The sequence below is a fragment of the Thermogemmatispora argillosa genome, assembly GCF_059696725.1.
Genome location: NZ_AP019377.1, coordinates 2,071,250 through 2,087,905, shown reverse-complemented (window position 1 = coordinate 2,087,905; position 16,656 = coordinate 2,071,250). Strand labels below are relative to the sequence as shown.

Below are 16,656 nucleotides of genomic sequence, written 5' to 3'. Positions count from 1 at the left end.
GGAAATATAATAAAATCTTCCCATTCACTTATTATTGCATCTGGCATCATAGCAATGAGAGGAAGGAGCGGCGTGGGCGAGAGCGCGACAGCGGGCCGGCTAGCCCAGGTCCAAGTGTTTGACAGCCTGGACATGCTGTGCTACCATACAAACTGAAGTAGTGTATAAATGACACCAGGTACCAGCGCCGGTACCCTGAAGAACGCGCAGAGTATTTATCGGAAATAAAGGATATCCACGATGGGCGATCCTCTCCCCATTTTTCTCATGGTGGCGCTGGCGCTTCTCTTTGGCCTGCTAGTTATGGCGGCGACGACGGTTCTTGGCCCGAAGAAGCCGACGCCCGAGAAGCTGGCGCCCTATGAATGTGGCATCCAGGAGATACAGGCGCCGAAGCGGCGCTTTCCTGTCAAATATCTCCTGACGGGGATGCTTTTTATTGCCTTTGATATTGAAATTGTCTCATTGTATCCCCTGGCCGTCCTCTTAAAGGATCAACTGAAGACGCTGGGCCTGATCGAGCTGCTCATCTTCTTCGTGATCCTGATGATTGGCTACATTTACGTCTGGCGAAAAGGGGCATTCACATGGGAATAACCAATCCCTGGGAACCGGTACAGACCTTTTCCAACACACAGACGCCACGTCGTCCGCGCCAGTTGCCGATGCGCACTGGCGAATTTGGCATCCTGACGACGCAGGTTAGCAAGCTTATCGAGTGGGGGCGAAGCTCATCGCTATGGCCGGCGCTCTTTGGTCTGGCCTGCTGTGCCATTGAAATGATGGCCACCAGTGCCGACCGCTTTGACATCGCGCGTTTCGGAGCCGAGGTCTATCGAGCCTCGCCGCGCCAGGCCGATCTAATGATCGTCGCGGGCCGCTGCTCGATCAAGATGGCCCCTGTGCTGCGCCAGATCTACGATCAGATGCCTGAGCCAAAGTGGGTCATCGCGATGGGGGCTTGCGCCTCCTGTGGCGGCGTCTTCAACAACTATGCCATCGTTCAGGGTGTGGATAAAATTGTCCCGGTCGATGTCTACATCCCGGGCTGCCCGCCCACACCCGATATGCTGCTCTATGGCTTCAATGAGTTGCAGCGTAAGATCCGCGAAGGGATTCCCAATCCTCCCGATCCGCTCAAGGAGAGCGGCCTGAAGCTTCCTGGTCCTACCGAGGAGCGGCCAGGCTAAAGTACTGAACTGCGAGACCTTCCCTGGCCGGCTTGCCGCCGCTGTGCTGGCTGGCCTTGGAAGGCGAGAACAAGCAAACAAGCAAACACAAAGCGTGCAGAGGTGGGGCAAGAGGGAGGATGGGAGCAGCGCGGGGAAAGCGAGGCGAAAGAAAGAGCGATCATGGATACATTTGCCGAGGCTGCCGTAGCAGCCCTACGCGAGCGTTTCCCCCAGGCGGTGGTAGAAACCGTCGAGCATCGTGGCGAGCTGACGGTAGTTTTGACCACTGAGCACCTGGTTGCTGTCTGTGACTATCTCAAGCGGCACCATCAGTATACCTTTCTCTCAACGATCACCGCTGTCGACTGGCTGGAGCGCGTGCCCCGCTACGATGTGGTGTATCAGTTGCTCTCGCTGCCGCGACGCAGCACGCTCGCGCTCAAGGTGCGCGTGGGTGGCAGGCGCGAGGAACATCCCCAGGTGCCATCGGTGACCGGTGTTTGGCCGGCGGCGAACTGGTATGAGCGCGAGGTCTATGATCTGTTTGGCATCATCTTTAGCAATCATCCCGACCTGCGCCGCATTCTGATGCCGAGCAACTGGACCACTCATCCGTTGCGCAAGGATTATCCGCTGACCGGCTTCGATCTGCCTGAACCACACTGGGGCGGTCAGGTTCCCTACGACGTGGACCCCGGCGTTGGCCGCCAGACCCTCCGTACCCCCCAGGGCCGCGAGCTGAACGAGAGTCGCAGCGCCTTTACTAGAAACCCAGAGCCGGGTACCCCGCGAGCGTGAGCACCTTACCGGCTGCTTTAGCTTGATCTATTGCTCTACCTGCCGGGCTGATTTGCTGTCCGCCCGTCGGAATGGCATGAGGATGGGCAGGAAAAGAGAGCCTTGACCAAGGCTTCCCGCCCTCCTTCCTACCTACTCTTCTGGAGGTCAGGAAGCCAAGGCTCGCTTGCTCGCTGGCCTGCTTCTCTGGGGCTGATCAGATCACTTGATCTGGCCCCGCCTTCGCCGCTTTGGCCTGCGCTGCCTGTAGAGGCGTTGATCCGCTCTAGGATACTGAAACGAGGATACTGAAAGAAAGGTAAAGAGAGAACAGCGGGGGAAGACAAGGCCGGACAAAGCAACGCAGCCAGCGTGCCATCTTCCAGACGGCATGGACCGCCGGCCAGGCTCCATGCCGTGGGCGCAGAGCTGAAGTGACTGGAAAACGTAGGGGGCAGCAGCCGCGGAGCAAAGACAGAAGGGAAGAGAAGGAAGAGGGGACAGCCCTGGTCTGCCGGGGCTGCGAGAACGCAGGCTGAGGAAGCAAGCGCAGTCAAAGCAGGACGTGGATGCTCTTGCTGCTTGATCCGCTCGCTTCTGGAGTGCAACGGCTGACATGCAGCAATGAGGGCTTGCTTATGCAACAGGAGCTAGAAACGCGCTATACCATCGAAGAAGGCCAGGTAAACGAGAGCGGTCAGCGTCAGGATACGATGACCATCAACATGGGGCCACAGCACCCGAGCACGCATGGTGTGCTGCGCCTGATGCTGACCATCGAGGGTGAAACGGTGGTCAAGGCCGAGCCAGATATTGGCTACCTGCATACTGGGATCGAGAAAACCGCCGAATCGAAAACCTACCATCAGGCCCTGGTGCTGACCGACCGCATGGATTATCTGGCCCCACTGTGCAATAACCTGGGCTATTCGCTGGCGGTGGAAAAGTTGCTGGGGATTGAGGACGAGATCACCGATAAAATTAAATATGCACGCGTGCTGCTGGCCGAGCTGCAGCGTATCGCCAGCCATCTGGTCTGGCTGGGCACCAGTGCGCTCGACCTGGGGGCGATGAGCGTCTTCCTCTACTGCTTCCGCGAGCGCGAGATGATCCTGGATATCTTTGAGTATGTCTCGGGCGTGCGCATGATGACCAGCTACATCTGCCCGGGTGGCCTGCAGGCCGATCTACCACCTGGCTTCGATGAGAAGGTGCGGGCCTTCACGCGCGTCTTCCCTGATCGCCTGGCGGAGTATCATGACCTGCTGACCAATAACCCGCTCTGGCTGGAGCGTACCAAAGGGGTGGCAGTGCTCAGCAAAGAGGATGCCATTGCCTATGCAACCAGTGGCCCAACCCTGCGCGGCAGCGGCATCGCCTGGGACATCCGCAAGGCCTTCCCGTACAGCGGCTACGAGCAGTTCGATTTTGAGATTCCGGTTGGCAGCAATGGCGATGTCTATGATCGCTATATGGTGCGCATGCTAGAGATGGAGCAGAGCCTGCGCATCGTCAACCAAGCGCTAGAGGGCATGCCGCCCGGTCGCTATCGCGTGGCCAATCCGAAGGTGGCGCCGCCGCCCAAATGGCAGATCACCGGCAGCATGGAGGCCCTGATCCATCACTTTAAGCTCTACACCGAGGGCTATCGTCCACCCGCCGGCGAAGTCTACGTCCGCACGGAGTCGCCCAAGGGCGAGCTGGGCTTCTTCATTGTCAGCGATGGCTCAGCGCGGCCCTACCGCATGCACGTGCGCGCGCCTTCCTTTGCGAATCTGCAGGCGCTGCCGAAGATGATCCAGGGAAACCTGCTCTCGGACGTGGTGGCCGCCATCGGGAGCATCGATATCGTGCTCGGTGAGGTTGATCGATGATTTCAGAACAGGCAAAGCAGCGCATGCGCGAGCTGGCAGCTCGCTATCCGGTGGCCCGCTCCGCCGTGATGCCGGCGCTCTATATCGCGCAGGCCGAGGAAGGCTATATTAGCCGTGCGGCGCTGGAGGCGGTGGCAGAGGTCCTAAATATGACGGTCGACGACGTGGAGAGCGTTGCGACCTTCTATACGATGTACTATCAGCGCCCGCCGGGCAAGAAGGTGATCAAGGTCTGCAATAGCATCTCTTGCTATCTGCGCGGCTGCGATGCTTTGATCGAGCAGCTAGAGCGTCGTCTTGGTATCAAGCGCGGCGAGACCAGCCCCGATGGCCGCTATACGCTCTTGACGGCGGAGTGCCTGGCCTCCTGTGGCACGGCCCCGGTACTCCAGGTCAACGACGAGTTCGTCGAGAATCTGACGCCCGAGCTGGTTGATCGCCTGGTCGATCAATGGGAAGCGGAATTACAGAGCGAGGGCCAGCGTCAGAGCCAGGGCCGTGGCCAGGTCCTGGGGCAGCGCCCATCAGGCGCCGGCGGCTGCTGATGGGCAGGGCTAGCTGGTTGGCCGATGTTGTGCTGGAGTGAAGGAAGCGTACTATGCCAGAACTGATTGTTACGAAGCACATCGATGTACCCGGAATCGATCGCCTCGACGTCTATCGCCAGTACGGTGGCTATGAGGCCCTGGAGAAGGCGCTGCGCGAGTACCAGCCGGAGGAGATCGTCGAGCTGGTCAAGAAATCCGGCCTGCGCGGGCGCGGCGGCGCTGGCTTCCCAACCGGCATGAAGTGGGGATTTCTGGCCAAGAATGAGCCGCGGTATTTGTGTTGCAACTGCGACGAGAGCGAGCCGGGTACGTTCAAGGACCGCATGCTGATGGAGAAAAACCCCCATCAGCTGGTTGAGGGCGTCATCATTACCAGTTACGCCTGTCGCGTTTCAACGGCCTTTATCTATGTGCGCGGCGAGCTGGCCTATGCCGCCCGCCAGGTGCAGCGCGCCGTCGACGAAGCCTATGCCGCCGGCTATATCGGCAAGAATATTCTGGGCAGCGGCTATAGTCTCGATGTGATTGTCCATCGCGGGGCCGGCGCCTATATCTGTGGTGAAGAGAGCGCCCTGATGGAGTCTCTGGAGGGGCGCCGCGGCTATCCCCGTCTCAAGCCGCCCTTCCCGGCGGCGGTCGGCCTCTACGGCGGGCCAACGGTGATCAATAACTGTGAAACGCTCTCGACAGTGCCCGCCATTGTGCGCAACGGGGCTGACTGGTATGCCTCCTTCGGGACCGAAAAGAGCAAGGGAACGCGCATCTTCTGCCTGAGCGGCCATGTCAAGAAGCCGGGCAACTACGAATTGCCTCTGGGCACGCCGCTGCGCACGTTGATCTACGATGAGCAGTACGGCGGCGGCATCCTTGACGATAAGCGGCTCAAGGCCGTCATTCCCGGCGGCTCCTCGACCTTTATTCTGGGGGCCGACAAAATTGATACGCCGCTCGATTTTGAGTCGGTGGCGGCGGCTGGCTCGATGCTCGGCTCCGGTGGCGTTATCGTGATGCATGAGGATACGTGCATTGTTGATGCGGTCCTGCGCATGACCGAGTTCTATCGCGATGAGTCCTGCGGCAAGTGTACGCCCTGCCGCGAAGGCACCTACTGGCTGGTGCAATTGTTGGAGCGCATCGAGCACGGCCACGGTAAACTGAGCGATATCGATCTCTTGCTGGATATCTGTGATAATATCAGCGGCAAGTCGTTCTGTCCGCTGGGCGATGCGGCAACCTCTTCGATTACGAGCAGTATCAAGCTGTTCCGCGAGGAATACGAATATCACGTGCGCGAGGGGGGCTGCATGGTAGGACCAAAGGCGCGCAGGCCGGCTGCCGCCGCGCTCTGAAGCAAGTCTGAGCGAGTGGCTGCCGTGCCGGTCGAATGGTGACCAGCTCTGAGCAGTATAGCTGGCGGCCCTCCCGCGTGAAGGATAGAAGAAGCTATGGCTGAAGAGGCAAAAAACGACGGACTTGTCCATCTGACGATCGATGGTATCCCGGTGGCTGTGCCCCCCGGGACGCTGGTCTGGGCGGCGGCCAAGCAGGCGGGCATTGAGATCCCTATCTATTGTTATCACCCCAAGATGCCCCCGCTCGGCGCCTGCCGCATGTGCTTTGTCGAGATTGAGAAGATGCCCAAGCCCCCGCAGACGGCCTGTACGACGCCGGTCAGCGAGGGCATGGTCGTCCATACGAAGACAGAGAAGGTGCTCAAGGCGCGCCGTGGCACCCTGGAGTTTCTCCTGATCAACCACCCGCTTGACTGCCCGATCTGCGATAAGGGTGGTGAATGTGATCTACAGGATTTCACCTTACGGCACGGGCCAGGCGCGACGCGCTTCGATCTACGCAAGCGGCACTATCCCAAGCCGATCCCTGTCAGCGATCGCGTGCTGCTCGATCGCGAGCGCTGCATTCTCTGCCAGCGTTGTACGCGCTTCTGCTCCGAGATCTCGATGGATAACGGGCTGGTGATGATCAACCGGGGCTACCGCATGGAAGTAGGCACGGCCCCTGGCCAGGCCTTCGATTCAATCTTCTCGGGCAACACGGTCGAGATCTGTCCCGTTGGGGCCCTTACCTCAGTAAAGTATCGCTTCAAGGCCCGTCCCTGGGAGCTGAAGCGCATCCCGAGTGTCTGCAATAACTGCAGCGTGGGCTGCAACGTGCGCATCGACGTGCGCGTCGACAAGATTATGCGCCAGATGTCCCGCTGCAACGATGACATCGACGACGGCTGGTTGTGCGATCGTGGGCGCTGGGATTTCGACTATGTCAACGATGCGCAGCGTCTGCGAACGCCGCTAGTGCGACGACAGCCGGGCGGCTCATTGGAGCCGGCGGGCTGGGGCGAGGCCCTGGGTCTGATTGCCGAGCGGCTGCGCGCCATTAAGGAGCGGTATGGGGCCAATGCCATCGGTGGTATCGGCTCAACACGCACCACGAACGAGGAAGCCTATCTCTTCCAGAAGCTGCTACGCGAGGCTCTAGGCACACCCAACGTCGATCACCATCATGGCTTCTTCCCGGGCCCACGTGATCCGCTGACCGGTCGGCCCTGGATGCTGACGACGGCCATCGCCGAATTTGAGCGGGCCTCCCACATTATCCTGGTGGCCTCTGATCCCTACGAGCGGCAGCCGATTTTGAACCTGCGCATCAAAAAGGCTCTGAAGGCTGGCGCCAAGATTTATATTGTCAACGAGGGTTCGACCGAGCTGGATCGCCTGGCCACGCGCGTCATTCGCCTGCCGCAGCATGGGGCGGGAGCAGCGGCGCGTCTGCTGCTGGAGGCCGCTCTGCGCCAGGAGAATCTGCGCAACCCACGCGAAGACGTGCGGCGGCGTCTCCAAGAGACATCCCAGGAGACAGAGCAGGCCGCGGCCCTCTGTGGTCCAGAGACGACCGCTGCCCTGCGCGAGCTGGCGCGTGAGATCGCTGCAGCCCCGGCGGCCCTCATCCTCTACGACGAAATGGCGACCCTGGCTCCCGGCTGTGCCAATTTGGCCCCCGATCTGCAGGCGCTGGCGGTAGTGACCGGCAACATTGACCGACCCGGGGCCGGCGTAGGACCACTCTTTGAGGATGCCAATTCGCTGGGCGCGCGCGACATGGGCCTGCTGCCCGATAGTCTGCCTGGCTATCGCCCGGCCTCGCCGGCGGGCCTGAGCTATCAAGAAATGCTCACCAGCGATGCTGTCAAGGCTCTCTACATCATGGGCGCCAATCCGGCGCGCCATCTGGCCGACGGCAACCTGCGCCGCGGCAAGGAATTCATTGTCGTGCAAGAGATCCTGCTGACCGAGACGGCTCAGCAGGCCGACGTAGTCCTGCCAGCTCTAACCTACGCCGAGAAAGATGGCAGCATGACCAACGTCGATCACCATGTGCAGGCTATTCGCCGCGCTCTACGGCCCTTGCCCGGAGCGCGTGCCGACTGGGAGATCCTGATGGACCTGGCGGCTCTGCTTGGCCATCCCTGGACCTATGAGGGACCGGAGGATGTCCTCCTTGAGATCGCCGCCCAGCATCCGCTCTACCGAGGCCTGACCTGGGAGGGCCTCGGCCTGCAGGGTGTGCGCACAGAAGAAGTGGAGGTGGCCCATGCCTGAGAATAGCCCTACCTGGCTGCTCGTGGTCGCCTCGCTTGTTAAGAGCGCCATTCTGATCGTCATCCTGCTGACGATCTTCGCCTACATGACATGGATTGAACGGCGCGTAGTGGCACGCATTCAGGGACGCCTGGGGCCGAATCGTGCCGGCCCCTTCGGCGCTCTCCAGCCATTGGCCGACGCCATCAAGATGGCCTTCAAGGAGCAGATTATCCCGGCCCAGGCCCACAAGGTCATCTACTTGATCGCCCCAGTCATCTCGGTAGTAGTGGCTCTGAGCGCTTTCGCTGTCGTGCCGGTCGGCAATAGCTGGACACCCGGCAAACCCAGCGTCTGGGACCCGTGGGTCGGCGATATCAATGTCGGCCTGCTCTGGATTCTCTCGATTTCCTCACTGGCGGTCTACGGCATTGTCCTGGGCGGCTGGTCCTCGGGGAACCGCTATTCACTGCTCGGCTCCCTGCGCAGCGCGGCTCAAATGATCTCCTATGAAACCAGCCTGGGGCTTGCCCTCAGTGGTACCCTGATGTGGGCGGGCACGCTGAGCATGGTCAGCATTGTCCATCAGCAGACGCTGCAAGGTCAGGGGATCTGGTTCATTATGGCCCAGCCCCTCGGCTTCGTAATCTACATGATTGCTGCCGTGGCCGAGGTGAACCGCGCTCCCTTCGATCTGCCAGAGGCCGAGCAGGAGCTGACCGCTGGTTACCTGACGGAGTATAGTGGCCTGCGCTGGAGCCTCTACCAGATGGCCGAGTATATCAACATGATCACCGTCAGCTCGGTGGCTACGACCCTCTTCTTTGGGGGCTGGAGCTTCTTCGGACTGGAGCGCATCCCGGGGCTATCGCTGGTGATCTTTGCGGTCAAGGTAGCTTGCTTCCTCTTCCTCTTCATCTGGTTGCGTGCCACCTTGCCACGCATTCGTTACGACCGTCTGATGCGCCTGGGATGGCAATTCCTGCTGCCGCTGGCGGTGCTGAACGCCATAGTCAGCGCGGCCTGCGTAGCGCTGGGGCTGCCGTGGTGGATTAACGGCTTGATCGGGCTGGCGATTATTGTAGCCATCCTGGCCCTCACCTGGCTGCGCAGCCGCCAGACACGCTTTGCCATCAGCAAGACCGGGGCCGAGCTATTGCCGCCCTCGGTGCGCCTGGTGAAGTCGATCGAAGTCGACATAAGCCCGAGCAGCAGCGGCCAGGCACTACTGCAAGATGGCCGTGTGCAGGCTTGAAGCTCTGCAGAACCATCAGGCTTGCAGTACCAGGCAAAGCAGAAGAGCAATAAAAAGAGATGTGAGAGCTGCCAGACGAGAAAAGAAGTGTGAGAAGTGGATAGAAGGAAGTTTCGAGTTGACGATCAAAGAAGAGTCTGGCAGCTCTGGCGAGGCCTGTGAGCGAGAGTGAGAGAGTGAAGAGACGAGACAAACACGTCTCACGGAGGCAGCGAAAGAAATCATGTCGCTAGATATACTCAAAGGGTTAGCCACCACCCTCAAAAATATGGGGCGCAAGCCGACCACGGTCTCCTTCCCGGAGCAGGAGCGCGAGCTACCGCCGCGCTTTCGTGGGCGCCACGTCCTGCACCGCTATCCGAACGGGCTAGAGCGCTGTGTCGGCTGCTTCCTCTGTGCGGGCGCTTGCCCCGCCGATGCCATCTACATTGAAGCTGAAGAGAACACGGAAGAGCATCGTGTTTCGCCGGGCGAGCGTTATGCCAAAGTCTTTGATGTCAACCTGCTGCGCTGCATCTTCTGTGGCTACTGCGAGGCCGCCTGTCCGACGGGAGCCATCACCCTGGAGCGCGAATACAAACTGGCGGCCTACTATCCCGAGGACATGATTTACCACAAAGAGCAGCTTCTAGAGCCGCTGGGGCAGGCGACAGTCGGCTCTGCCGCCTACTGGTTTGATCCGCCGCCACCGGAGGAAGAGGCGCCGCAGCCGGTGCCGCAGCAGAGTCGGGTCTTTGATGGACTGCAGGCCAGCGCGGCGGCGGTGGGCCTGGGCGACGCCCAGACAAAGCCGGAGGTGCTGCTGCGCAACGAGGAGCAGGACGAAGATCGGCGCAAGTTCCTGCAAGAAGAAGCAGAGGAGGAGGGCAGGCGAGCATGAGCGGACCGGCGCTGATCATCTCCTTTTTTGTACTGGCCGTAGCTAGCGTGGCCTCGGCCCTGGGCGTGATTCTCTTCCGAAACGCGGTCCACAGTGCCCTGAGCCTGATTCTGACATTACTCTTTCTGGCCATGTTCTATCTCCAGCTCGGGGCCATGTTTATTGCCATTGTGCAAATCTTGATCTATGCCGGCGCCATCATGGTGCTCTTCCTCTTCGTAGTAACGATGCTGGCCGCCGACCCGCGCGACCCCGATCTGCAAGATCGCTTGCCATGGCAGCGAGGGGTCGCGGCGGTGCTAGGCCTGGTTTTGGTGGGGGCCCTCAGCTATCTCTTGCTCAGCGGAACGCCGCTCAATGAGGCGGCGCGGGCACATGGCTCTGAGGCCCTCTCGCGGGTTGTGGCTCAGCAGGGGAACATTCAAGCCTTCGGTCAGGCGCTCTTCCACGGCTTCTCGTTTGCCTTTGAGGTGACCAGCCTGGTCATTGTGGTGGCGATCCTGGGGGCCCTGGTCCTTGGGCGCAAGGCCTGAGTAACTAAGAGAGATGGCGCGGCGCGGCGAGGAGGCTGACAACAATGACAACGATACCGCTATCCTGGTATCTGATCGTGAGCGCGTTGCTCTTCACCATCGGCACCATTGGCGTTCTGGTGCGGCGCAATCCGCTCATTATCTTTATGTCGATCGAACTCATGCTCAACTCGGTCAATCTGGCCTTTGTGGCGCTCTCAAGCTATCTGGATTCGGCGGATGGTCAGGTTTTTGTCTTTCTCGTATTGACGGTGGCCGCCGCTGAGGTGGTGGTCGGGCTGGCGATCATTGTCTCGATCTTCCGAACACGGCGCAATATCGACGTGGACGAGATGAACCTGCTGCGAGGGTAACGCGATGGCAAGTCTTCTTCTCTGGGTGCTGATCCCGCCGCTGCTGGGCTTCATCATCCTGGGGCTGCTCGGCAGAACTTTGCCGCGCTCGGCGATCCTTACTGTTGCCTGGGGCACGGTGGCCCTCTCCTTTCTCTTCGCTCTGAGCGCCTTCCTGGGACTGCTGGGCATCCACCCGGATAGCCAGCGTGTGAGCGATGCGACGGTCTACACCTGGACGATCGCCGGCGACCTGCAGGTGCACTTTGGCCTGTTGCTCGATCCGCTTTCGGCGACGATGCTGCTGGTGATCACCGGGGTCGGCCTCTTGATCCATATTTATTCGGCTGGCTATATGGCGGATGATCCGGGCTTCTGGCGCTTCTTCTCTTATCTGAATTTCTTCATCTTTGCAATGACGCTGCTGGTAAGCGCGGATAATCTGCTTTTCCTGCTGGTGGGTTGGGGCCTGGTCGGTCTGGCCTCCTTCTTGTTGATTGGCTTCTGGTATCAGCGTCCGGCGGCGGTCGCGGCAGCGCGCAAGGCGCTGGTGATCAATGTCATTGGCGACTTTGGCCTGATGCTGGCTATCTTCTTGCTCTTTAAGCACTTCAATACAGTCGACTACGGCTATGGCGGCCCAAACTGCATTCCAGGCACAAGCGGCTACGGGGTGCTGACGGCGGCCTCCTGTCAGTCGTTGGGCGCGCTGGTTTCGCTGGCCATTCCGCTGCTGCTCTTCGTGGCCTGCGCGGCGAAGTCGGCGCAGTTGCCGCTCTATATGTGGCTGCCTGATGCTATGGAAGGTCCAACGCCGGTAAGTGCTTTGATCCATGCGGCGACGATGGTAACCGCCGGCGTCTATCTGGTGGCGCGCGCGCATGCGCTCTTTACGCTCTCGCCCTATGCGCTGCCGATTGTGGGCGCCATTGGAGGGCTGACGGCCCTCTTTGCGGCGACCATTGCGCTGACGCAGCTCGATATCAAGCGCGTGCTGGCCTATTCGACGATCAGCCAGCTCGGCTATATGTTCATGGGTGAGAGTGCGGGGAGCTATAGCGCGGGGATTTTCCATCTGACGACGCACGCCTATTTCAAGGCGCTGCTCTTCCTGGGAGCGGGAGCGGTCATCCATGCCCTGGGTGGTGAGCAGGACATGCGCGAGATGGGGGGGCTGCGCTACCGCATGCCGATTACGTTCTGGACCTTTCTAATCGCGGTGCTGGCCATCAGCGGGATTCCGCCCTTTGCCGGTTTCTGGAGCAAGGATGATATTCTGAGTGCCCTGCTAACGCAGGCTGCCAGCAGTGGCGGAAGTATGCGTTATCTGTACTACGGGCTGTGGGGCCTGGGTATCTTGACTGCTGGCCTGACGGCGCTCTATATGTTCCGCCTCTTCTATGCCGTCTTTATGGGCAACTATCGCGGCACGGGACCGCTCAGGCATGGGCATGGGGCTGTCGACGAGGAGGAGGGAGAGGAAGAAGAGGAAGCAGTACGTGTAGCGGCGCGGCGGCGACGCCCTGAGTCGGCGCTCTATGAGATCTATGAGGCGCCAGCGGTGATGACTGTCCCTCTAGTGATTCTGGCTATCCTGTCGACGATTGGCGGTCTGGTTGGTTCGTTTGCGCTCTTCAACTACAGCCGCTGGCAGCCATTGAATACCTTCCTGGAGCCGGTGCTAGGCAGTGCGCCGGAGGGCAATGTGCGTCTGCTCTGGCTCTCGACAGGGGCCAGCCTGGTCTTCGCGCTGCTTGGACTGCTGATCGCCTGGCGGCGCTACGGTCAGGGCTTTGTTTACAAGGAGAGTCGCAATCCCCTCTATCGCCTGGTCTACAACAAGTACTATGTTGACGAGGTTGGCATTGCGCTCTTGATTAATCCCTTGCTGTGGCTGGGACGTCAGGCGACGGTTCTGCTTGAGGGTGGGCTGCTTGATGGGGGCAGCCGGCTGATAGCGCGGGCCTTTGGGCTGGTGAGCGCGGGCGTACGTCGCTTGCAGACCGGTTATGTGCGTAACTATGCGCTGGCGATCCTGGTCGGGGTGATTCTGATTTTGCTCTACTATGTTGTGAGGGGGTAAGCCGGCATGTTCCCGATGCTATCAACGATTATCTTTCTCCCGCTGTTGGGGGGCATCGTCGTGCTCTTGCTCCCCCGCGAGCGTGTCAATGTGATCCGCTGGACGGCGCTGGGAGTGGCCTGGCTAGACTTGCTGTTGGCCCTGGGGGTGCTGCTGGCCTATGCCCAGCCGCATCCAACGGTGATTACGGTGGGCACGGTTCCTGTGGTGGTAGGTGAGGCTTCGCCGACGGTGGCTAGCGTGACCTTCTTGCTGCAAGAGCATCTGAGCTGGCTGCCGGCCCTGGGTATCAATTATAGCCTGGGCGTGGACGGCGTGAGCGTCTTACTGATGACCCTGACGACGCTGTTAACGGTGGTCTGCCTGGCGGCCTCGTTCCGCGTCGAGCAGAAGCTACGCACCTATCTGGCTTTCATGCTCTTGCTGGAGAGCGGTTTGCTAGGGGTCTTTCTGGCGACCAATCTTTTCCTGTTCTATATCTTCTGGGAGCTGATGCTGATCCCGGCCTACTTCCTGGTTGGGGGTTGGGGCGGACCACGCCGGGTCTATGCGGCTATTAAGTTTGTGCTTTATACGGCGGTGGGCAGTCTGCTGATGCTTGCTGCAATCATCGCCCTGGGCTACTATTATCGCACAGGCGGACATTATACGCTCGATCTGGCGGCCATGATCAATAGCTCGACGCGCCTCAGCAGCACTGTGCAGCTCTGGCTCTTCCTGGCGTTTGCTGCTGCCTTTGCTGTCAAAGTGCCGCTGGTGCCCTTCCATAGCTGGCTGCCGGATGCCTATAGCGAGGCGCCGGCGCCGGTGACGGCCATGCTCTCTGGGGCGATGGCCAAAGCTGGGGCCTTTGGGTTCCTGCGCTATTGTCTGACGCTCTTCCCGGATGCTGCCCATCGTCTGGCGCCGCTGATCAATACGCTGGCGGTGATTGGCATTCTCTACTGCGCGCTGCTGGCCCTGGTGCAGAGCGACATGAAACGCCTGCTGGCCTATTCGAGCATCAGCCACCTGGGAGTGATTACGCTCGGCATTTTCGCGCTCAACGCCCAGGGGGTGGCCAGTCAGCAGGGGATCGACGGTGCGGTCCTACAGATGGTCAACCATGGCATCACGATCACGGCGTTGTTCCTGATTGTGGGCTTTCTGGAGGCGCGGACGGGCACGCGGCGTTTGGAAGACTATGGAGGGATGGCGCGCCGCTGGCCGATTATGGCGAGCGTCCTGATGATTGCTTCTCTATCGTCGCTGGGCCTGCCTGGCCTCAACAGTTTTGCGGGTGAATTCCTGACTCTCTTAGGGGTCTTCCGCACTAACGCGGTTTTTGGCGTGCTGGGCACACTGGTCGTCGTGCCGGCGGCCTGGTATATGGTGCGGCTGGTGCAGAATGCGATGATGGGGGTACGTCCAGCGGGTGGCCCGCTGCTGGCGGCTGAGCGCAAGGGGGGCTTGCCTGATCTGGATATTGGCGAGTTTTTGGTGCTACTGCCGTTGCTGGTGCTGATCTTTTATATCGGTGTGCATCCGCTGCCGCTGACGTTCTTCGTGGAACACTAAGCGGGGGAATTAATGGTGAGGTGAGTGAACGGAGCGGGGAAGGGTGGCAGCGGAGGGGAGCGGGAACAGGTTTTGTCGCGAGGTTCTACTATGTCGTTTACGTACATTGCATCGGCTGCCGACTGGGCCCGCATTGCGCCTGAACTGGTACTGGCCGGAGTAGCGCTGCTGGTCCTGTTGGTCGATCTGCTCTTACCCCAGACGGGGCCTGTGCCTCGCGAGCGCGGGGCGGCTAATTTCTTTGTGCTGCCGCTGTTGGCCTTGCTGGGAGTGCTGGGGGCGCTGGCGGCTACGATCGTGCTCTTCGTGGTCGGTGACGGTCAGCGGGCTTTCTTTGGCCTGGTCGGCTCTGACTGGGGATCGCTCTACGCTTATCTGGCGATCTTAAGCGCTGCTGGTTTAGGGATTATCTTTTCGCCCGCCTATCTGAAGCGCCTGAAGCTGGTGCATCAGGGTGAGTATTATGCCTTGTTCCTGGCGGCAACGCTGGGGATGATGCTGCTAGCGGCGGCCACCAGCTTTATGACCCTATTCTTGGGACTGGAGACGTTGTCGCTGGCGCTCTATATCCTCTGTGGCTTTGTGACACGTCGGCAAAGCTCGCAGGAGGCGGGGATGAAGTACTTTTTGTTGAGTTCGTTCGCCTCCGCTTTCCTGCTGTATGGGGTGGCGCTGATTTATGGAGCCACGGGAACGACGCGCTTCGGGGCGCGGGGGACGAGCGCTTTGCCGGGGGTGCTCCAGTTTTTGCAGGCGCATCCGCAGAGTACGACCTTGTTGCTCATTGGGATCGGGCTGCTGACGGTGGGCTTTGCCTTTAAGGTGTCGGCTATTCCTTTCCAGATGTGGACGCCCGATGTCTATGAGGGAGCGCCGGCGCCGGTGACGGCCTTTATGTCGGTCGGCACAAAGGCCGCGGCTCTGGTGGCCTTTGCGCGGGTCTTCGCAGTGGTGTTGGCGCCGGTGGCGGCGGACTGGCAGGCGGTGGTGTGGGCGCTGGCGGTGCTGACTATGGTGGGGGGCAATGTCTTAGCGCTGGTGCAGCGCAATGCCAAGCGGCTGCTGGCCTACTCGAGTGTGGCTCATGCCGGCTATCTGCTGATTGGTGTGGTTGTGGGAGGAGCGACCGGTCTGGCTGCTATTCTGTTCTATCTGCTCTGCTATGCCTTTCTGAATGCGGGGGCCTTTGGGGCGCTGAGTGCTCTGGAGCGGCTGGACAATGGTGGCTGTGATCTGGAGGATTTGCGTGGGCTGTGGTTTCGGCGGCCCTGGCTGGCGGGCTTTCTGGCCTTCTTCTTGCTGGCCTTGGCCGGTTTCCCACCAATGGCCGGCTTTGCTGCCAAGTACTATCTATTCCTGGCTGCGTTGCAGGGAGGGCATCCTGAGCTGCTGCTGATCGGTGTGCTGACAAGTGTGCTGGGGATGTATTATTACCTGCGTCTGATCGCGGCGATGTTTATGGAGTCGGCGCGCGAGGCAGTGGGGGAGTCCCATGAGGCGGCTCCGGCTCTGGCCGTGGCGGGAGCGGGGGCTGGTAGCGGGCCAAGGGTTTCCGGGCCATTGGGGCGGGCGGTGGCGACGCATGCAGGGGGGGTGAGTTCAGGAGCGGCTGGGGCTGCAGTAGCGGTGAAGGCTGCTCCTCAGGCGGCGGCGAGGCGCGTGCCTGCAGCAGAGCAGGCGCCTGAGATACGAGAGCAGGCTGCCGAAGAGGGGATGCTGGCTGGCAGCTCGCTAGGCTGGATAACCTGGCTCGGTCTGGGGCTGGCGGCTCTGGGTGCGCTGGCGCTGGGTACGGTGTTACCTTTCTGGTTGGTCGATCTGGCGCTGAAGGCGGCGGCAACGCTCTAGCGCCGGGACCAGTGCAGGGGTACCAGGCCGCCGCGCCGCTGATATGGCGGGGAGGCAGGCAGGTGGATCACACGGTAGAAGTCCTGATCCACCTGCCTGTTTCTTTTTTGGGAATGCCAGGCCCAGGCTAGTATTTAGCAGCAGTGAAGGTCTGCAGCATTACGTTATGCGGTGGGGCCTCTCGCGCTGTCTGCCTTCAGGGCG

Annotated in this window: 12 protein-coding genes and 2 pseudogenes; all 14 read left to right on the top strand. The window is 60.5% G+C overall.

Annotated features, from left to right (window positions below; translation table 11 throughout):
- The first annotated feature begins 240 nt into the window (after positions 1-240).
- Positions 241-597: an NADH-quinone oxidoreductase subunit A gene (locus tag AC6H1L_RS08120; protein WP_497601017.1), complete on the top strand. Its 357-nt coding sequence runs from the start codon at positions 241-243 to the stop codon at positions 595-597.
- Positions 598-665: 68 nt separating this feature from the next.
- Positions 666-1,074: pseudogene (locus AC6H1L_RS08115) on the top strand (NADH-quinone oxidoreductase subunit B); the annotation flags it as partial.
- Positions 1,075-1,352: 278 nt separating this feature from the next.
- Positions 1,353-1,814, top strand: a pseudogene (locus AC6H1L_RS08110) (NADH-quinone oxidoreductase subunit C); the annotation flags it as partial.
- 848 nt (positions 1,815-2,662) lie between these two features.
- Positions 2,663-3,823, top strand: coding sequence for an NADH dehydrogenase (quinone) subunit D (nuoD, locus tag AC6H1L_RS08105; RefSeq protein ID WP_497601524.1), 1,161 nt, complete (start codon positions 2,663-2,665; stop codon positions 3,821-3,823).
- Positions 3,820-4,368: an NADH-quinone oxidoreductase subunit NuoE gene (gene nuoE / locus AC6H1L_RS08100; protein WP_497601016.1), complete on the top strand. Its 549-nt coding sequence runs from the start codon at positions 3,820-3,822 to the stop codon at positions 4,366-4,368. The genes nuoD and nuoE overlap by 4 nt, the downstream gene beginning before the upstream one ends.
- A gap of 53 nt (positions 4,369-4,421) precedes the next feature.
- The gene (nuoF, locus tag AC6H1L_RS08095) at positions 4,422-5,720 is read left to right on the top strand and encodes an NADH-quinone oxidoreductase subunit NuoF (protein ID WP_497601015.1); all 1,299 of its coding nucleotides are present in this window, start codon (positions 4,422-4,424) and stop codon (positions 5,718-5,720) included.
- A gap of 96 nt (positions 5,721-5,816) precedes the next feature.
- Positions 5,817-7,985: an NADH-quinone oxidoreductase subunit NuoG gene (gene nuoG, locus AC6H1L_RS08090; RefSeq protein ID WP_497601014.1), complete on the top strand. Its 2,169-nt coding sequence runs from the start codon at positions 5,817-5,819 to the stop codon at positions 7,983-7,985.
- Entirely contained in the window at positions 7,978-9,219 is a 1,242-nt protein-coding gene (gene nuoH / locus AC6H1L_RS08085; protein WP_497601013.1) for an NADH-quinone oxidoreductase subunit NuoH, read from the top strand. Before nuoG ends, nuoH begins: the two co-directional genes overlap by 8 nt.
- 223 nt (positions 9,220-9,442) lie before the next feature.
- Entirely contained in the window at positions 9,443-10,099 is a 657-nt protein-coding gene (gene nuoI, locus AC6H1L_RS08080) for an NADH-quinone oxidoreductase subunit NuoI (protein ID WP_497601012.1), read from the top strand.
- Positions 10,096-10,632 carry an NADH-quinone oxidoreductase subunit J family protein gene (locus tag AC6H1L_RS08075; protein ID WP_497601011.1) on the top strand — a complete coding sequence of 179 codons (537 nt, stop codon included), beginning with the start codon at positions 10,096-10,098 and terminating at the stop codon, positions 10,630-10,632. Before nuoI ends, AC6H1L_RS08075 begins: the two co-directional genes overlap by 4 nt.
- A 44-nt stretch (positions 10,633-10,676) precedes the next feature.
- Positions 10,677-10,985 carry an NADH-quinone oxidoreductase subunit NuoK gene (gene nuoK / locus AC6H1L_RS08070; RefSeq protein WP_497601010.1) on the top strand — a complete coding sequence of 103 codons (309 nt, stop codon included), beginning with the start codon at positions 10,677-10,679 and terminating at the stop codon, positions 10,983-10,985.
- 4 nt (positions 10,986-10,989) lie between these two features.
- Complete coding sequence (gene nuoL / locus AC6H1L_RS08065; RefSeq protein WP_497601009.1) at positions 10,990-13,047, top strand: NADH-quinone oxidoreductase subunit L; 2,058 nt, start codon at positions 10,990-10,992, stop codon at positions 13,045-13,047.
- A gap of 6 nt (positions 13,048-13,053) precedes the next feature.
- Positions 13,054-14,604, top strand: a complete 1,551-nt coding sequence (locus tag AC6H1L_RS08060) for a complex I subunit 4 family protein (RefSeq protein WP_497601008.1) — start codon at positions 13,054-13,056, stop codon at positions 14,602-14,604.
- 90 nt (positions 14,605-14,694) lie between these two features.
- Complete coding sequence (locus tag AC6H1L_RS08055) at positions 14,695-16,452, top strand: NADH-quinone oxidoreductase subunit N (protein ID WP_497601007.1); 1,758 nt, start codon at positions 14,695-14,697, stop codon at positions 16,450-16,452.
- Positions 16,453-16,656: the final 204 nt, after the last annotated feature.

Bases quoted from the DNA above. Each gene is read 5' to 3' on its own strand.
- nuoK (WP_497601010.1), top strand. From the start codon at position 10,677: ATGACAACGATACCGCTATCCTGGTATCTGATCGTGAGCGCGTTGCTC.
- nuoL (WP_497601009.1), top strand. From the start codon at position 10,990: ATGGCAAGTCTTCTTCTCTGGGTGCTGATCCCGCCGCTGCTGGGCTTC.
- nuoE (WP_497601016.1), top strand. From the start codon at position 3,820: ATGATTTCAGAACAGGCAAAGCAGCGCATGCGCGAGCTGGCAGCTCGC.
- nuoF (WP_497601015.1), top strand. From the start codon at position 4,422: ATGCCAGAACTGATTGTTACGAAGCACATCGATGTACCCGGAATCGAT.
- nuoH (WP_497601013.1), top strand. From the start codon at position 7,978: ATGCCTGAGAATAGCCCTACCTGGCTGCTCGTGGTCGCCTCGCTTGTT.
- AC6H1L_RS08060 (WP_497601008.1), top strand. From the start codon at position 13,054: ATGTTCCCGATGCTATCAACGATTATCTTTCTCCCGCTGTTGGGGGGC.
- nuoI (WP_497601012.1), top strand. From the start codon at position 9,443: ATGTCGCTAGATATACTCAAAGGGTTAGCCACCACCCTCAAAAATATG.
- nuoD (WP_497601524.1), top strand. From the start codon at position 2,663: ATGACCATCAACATGGGGCCACAGCACCCGAGCACGCATGGTGTGCTG.
- AC6H1L_RS08055 (WP_497601007.1), top strand. From the start codon at position 14,695: ATGTCGTTTACGTACATTGCATCGGCTGCCGACTGGGCCCGCATTGCG.
- AC6H1L_RS08075 (WP_497601011.1), top strand. From the start codon at position 10,096: ATGAGCGGACCGGCGCTGATCATCTCCTTTTTTGTACTGGCCGTAGCT.
- nuoG (WP_497601014.1), top strand. From the start codon at position 5,817: ATGGCTGAAGAGGCAAAAAACGACGGACTTGTCCATCTGACGATCGAT.
- AC6H1L_RS08120 (WP_497601017.1), top strand. From the start codon at position 241: ATGGGCGATCCTCTCCCCATTTTTCTCATGGTGGCGCTGGCGCTTCTC.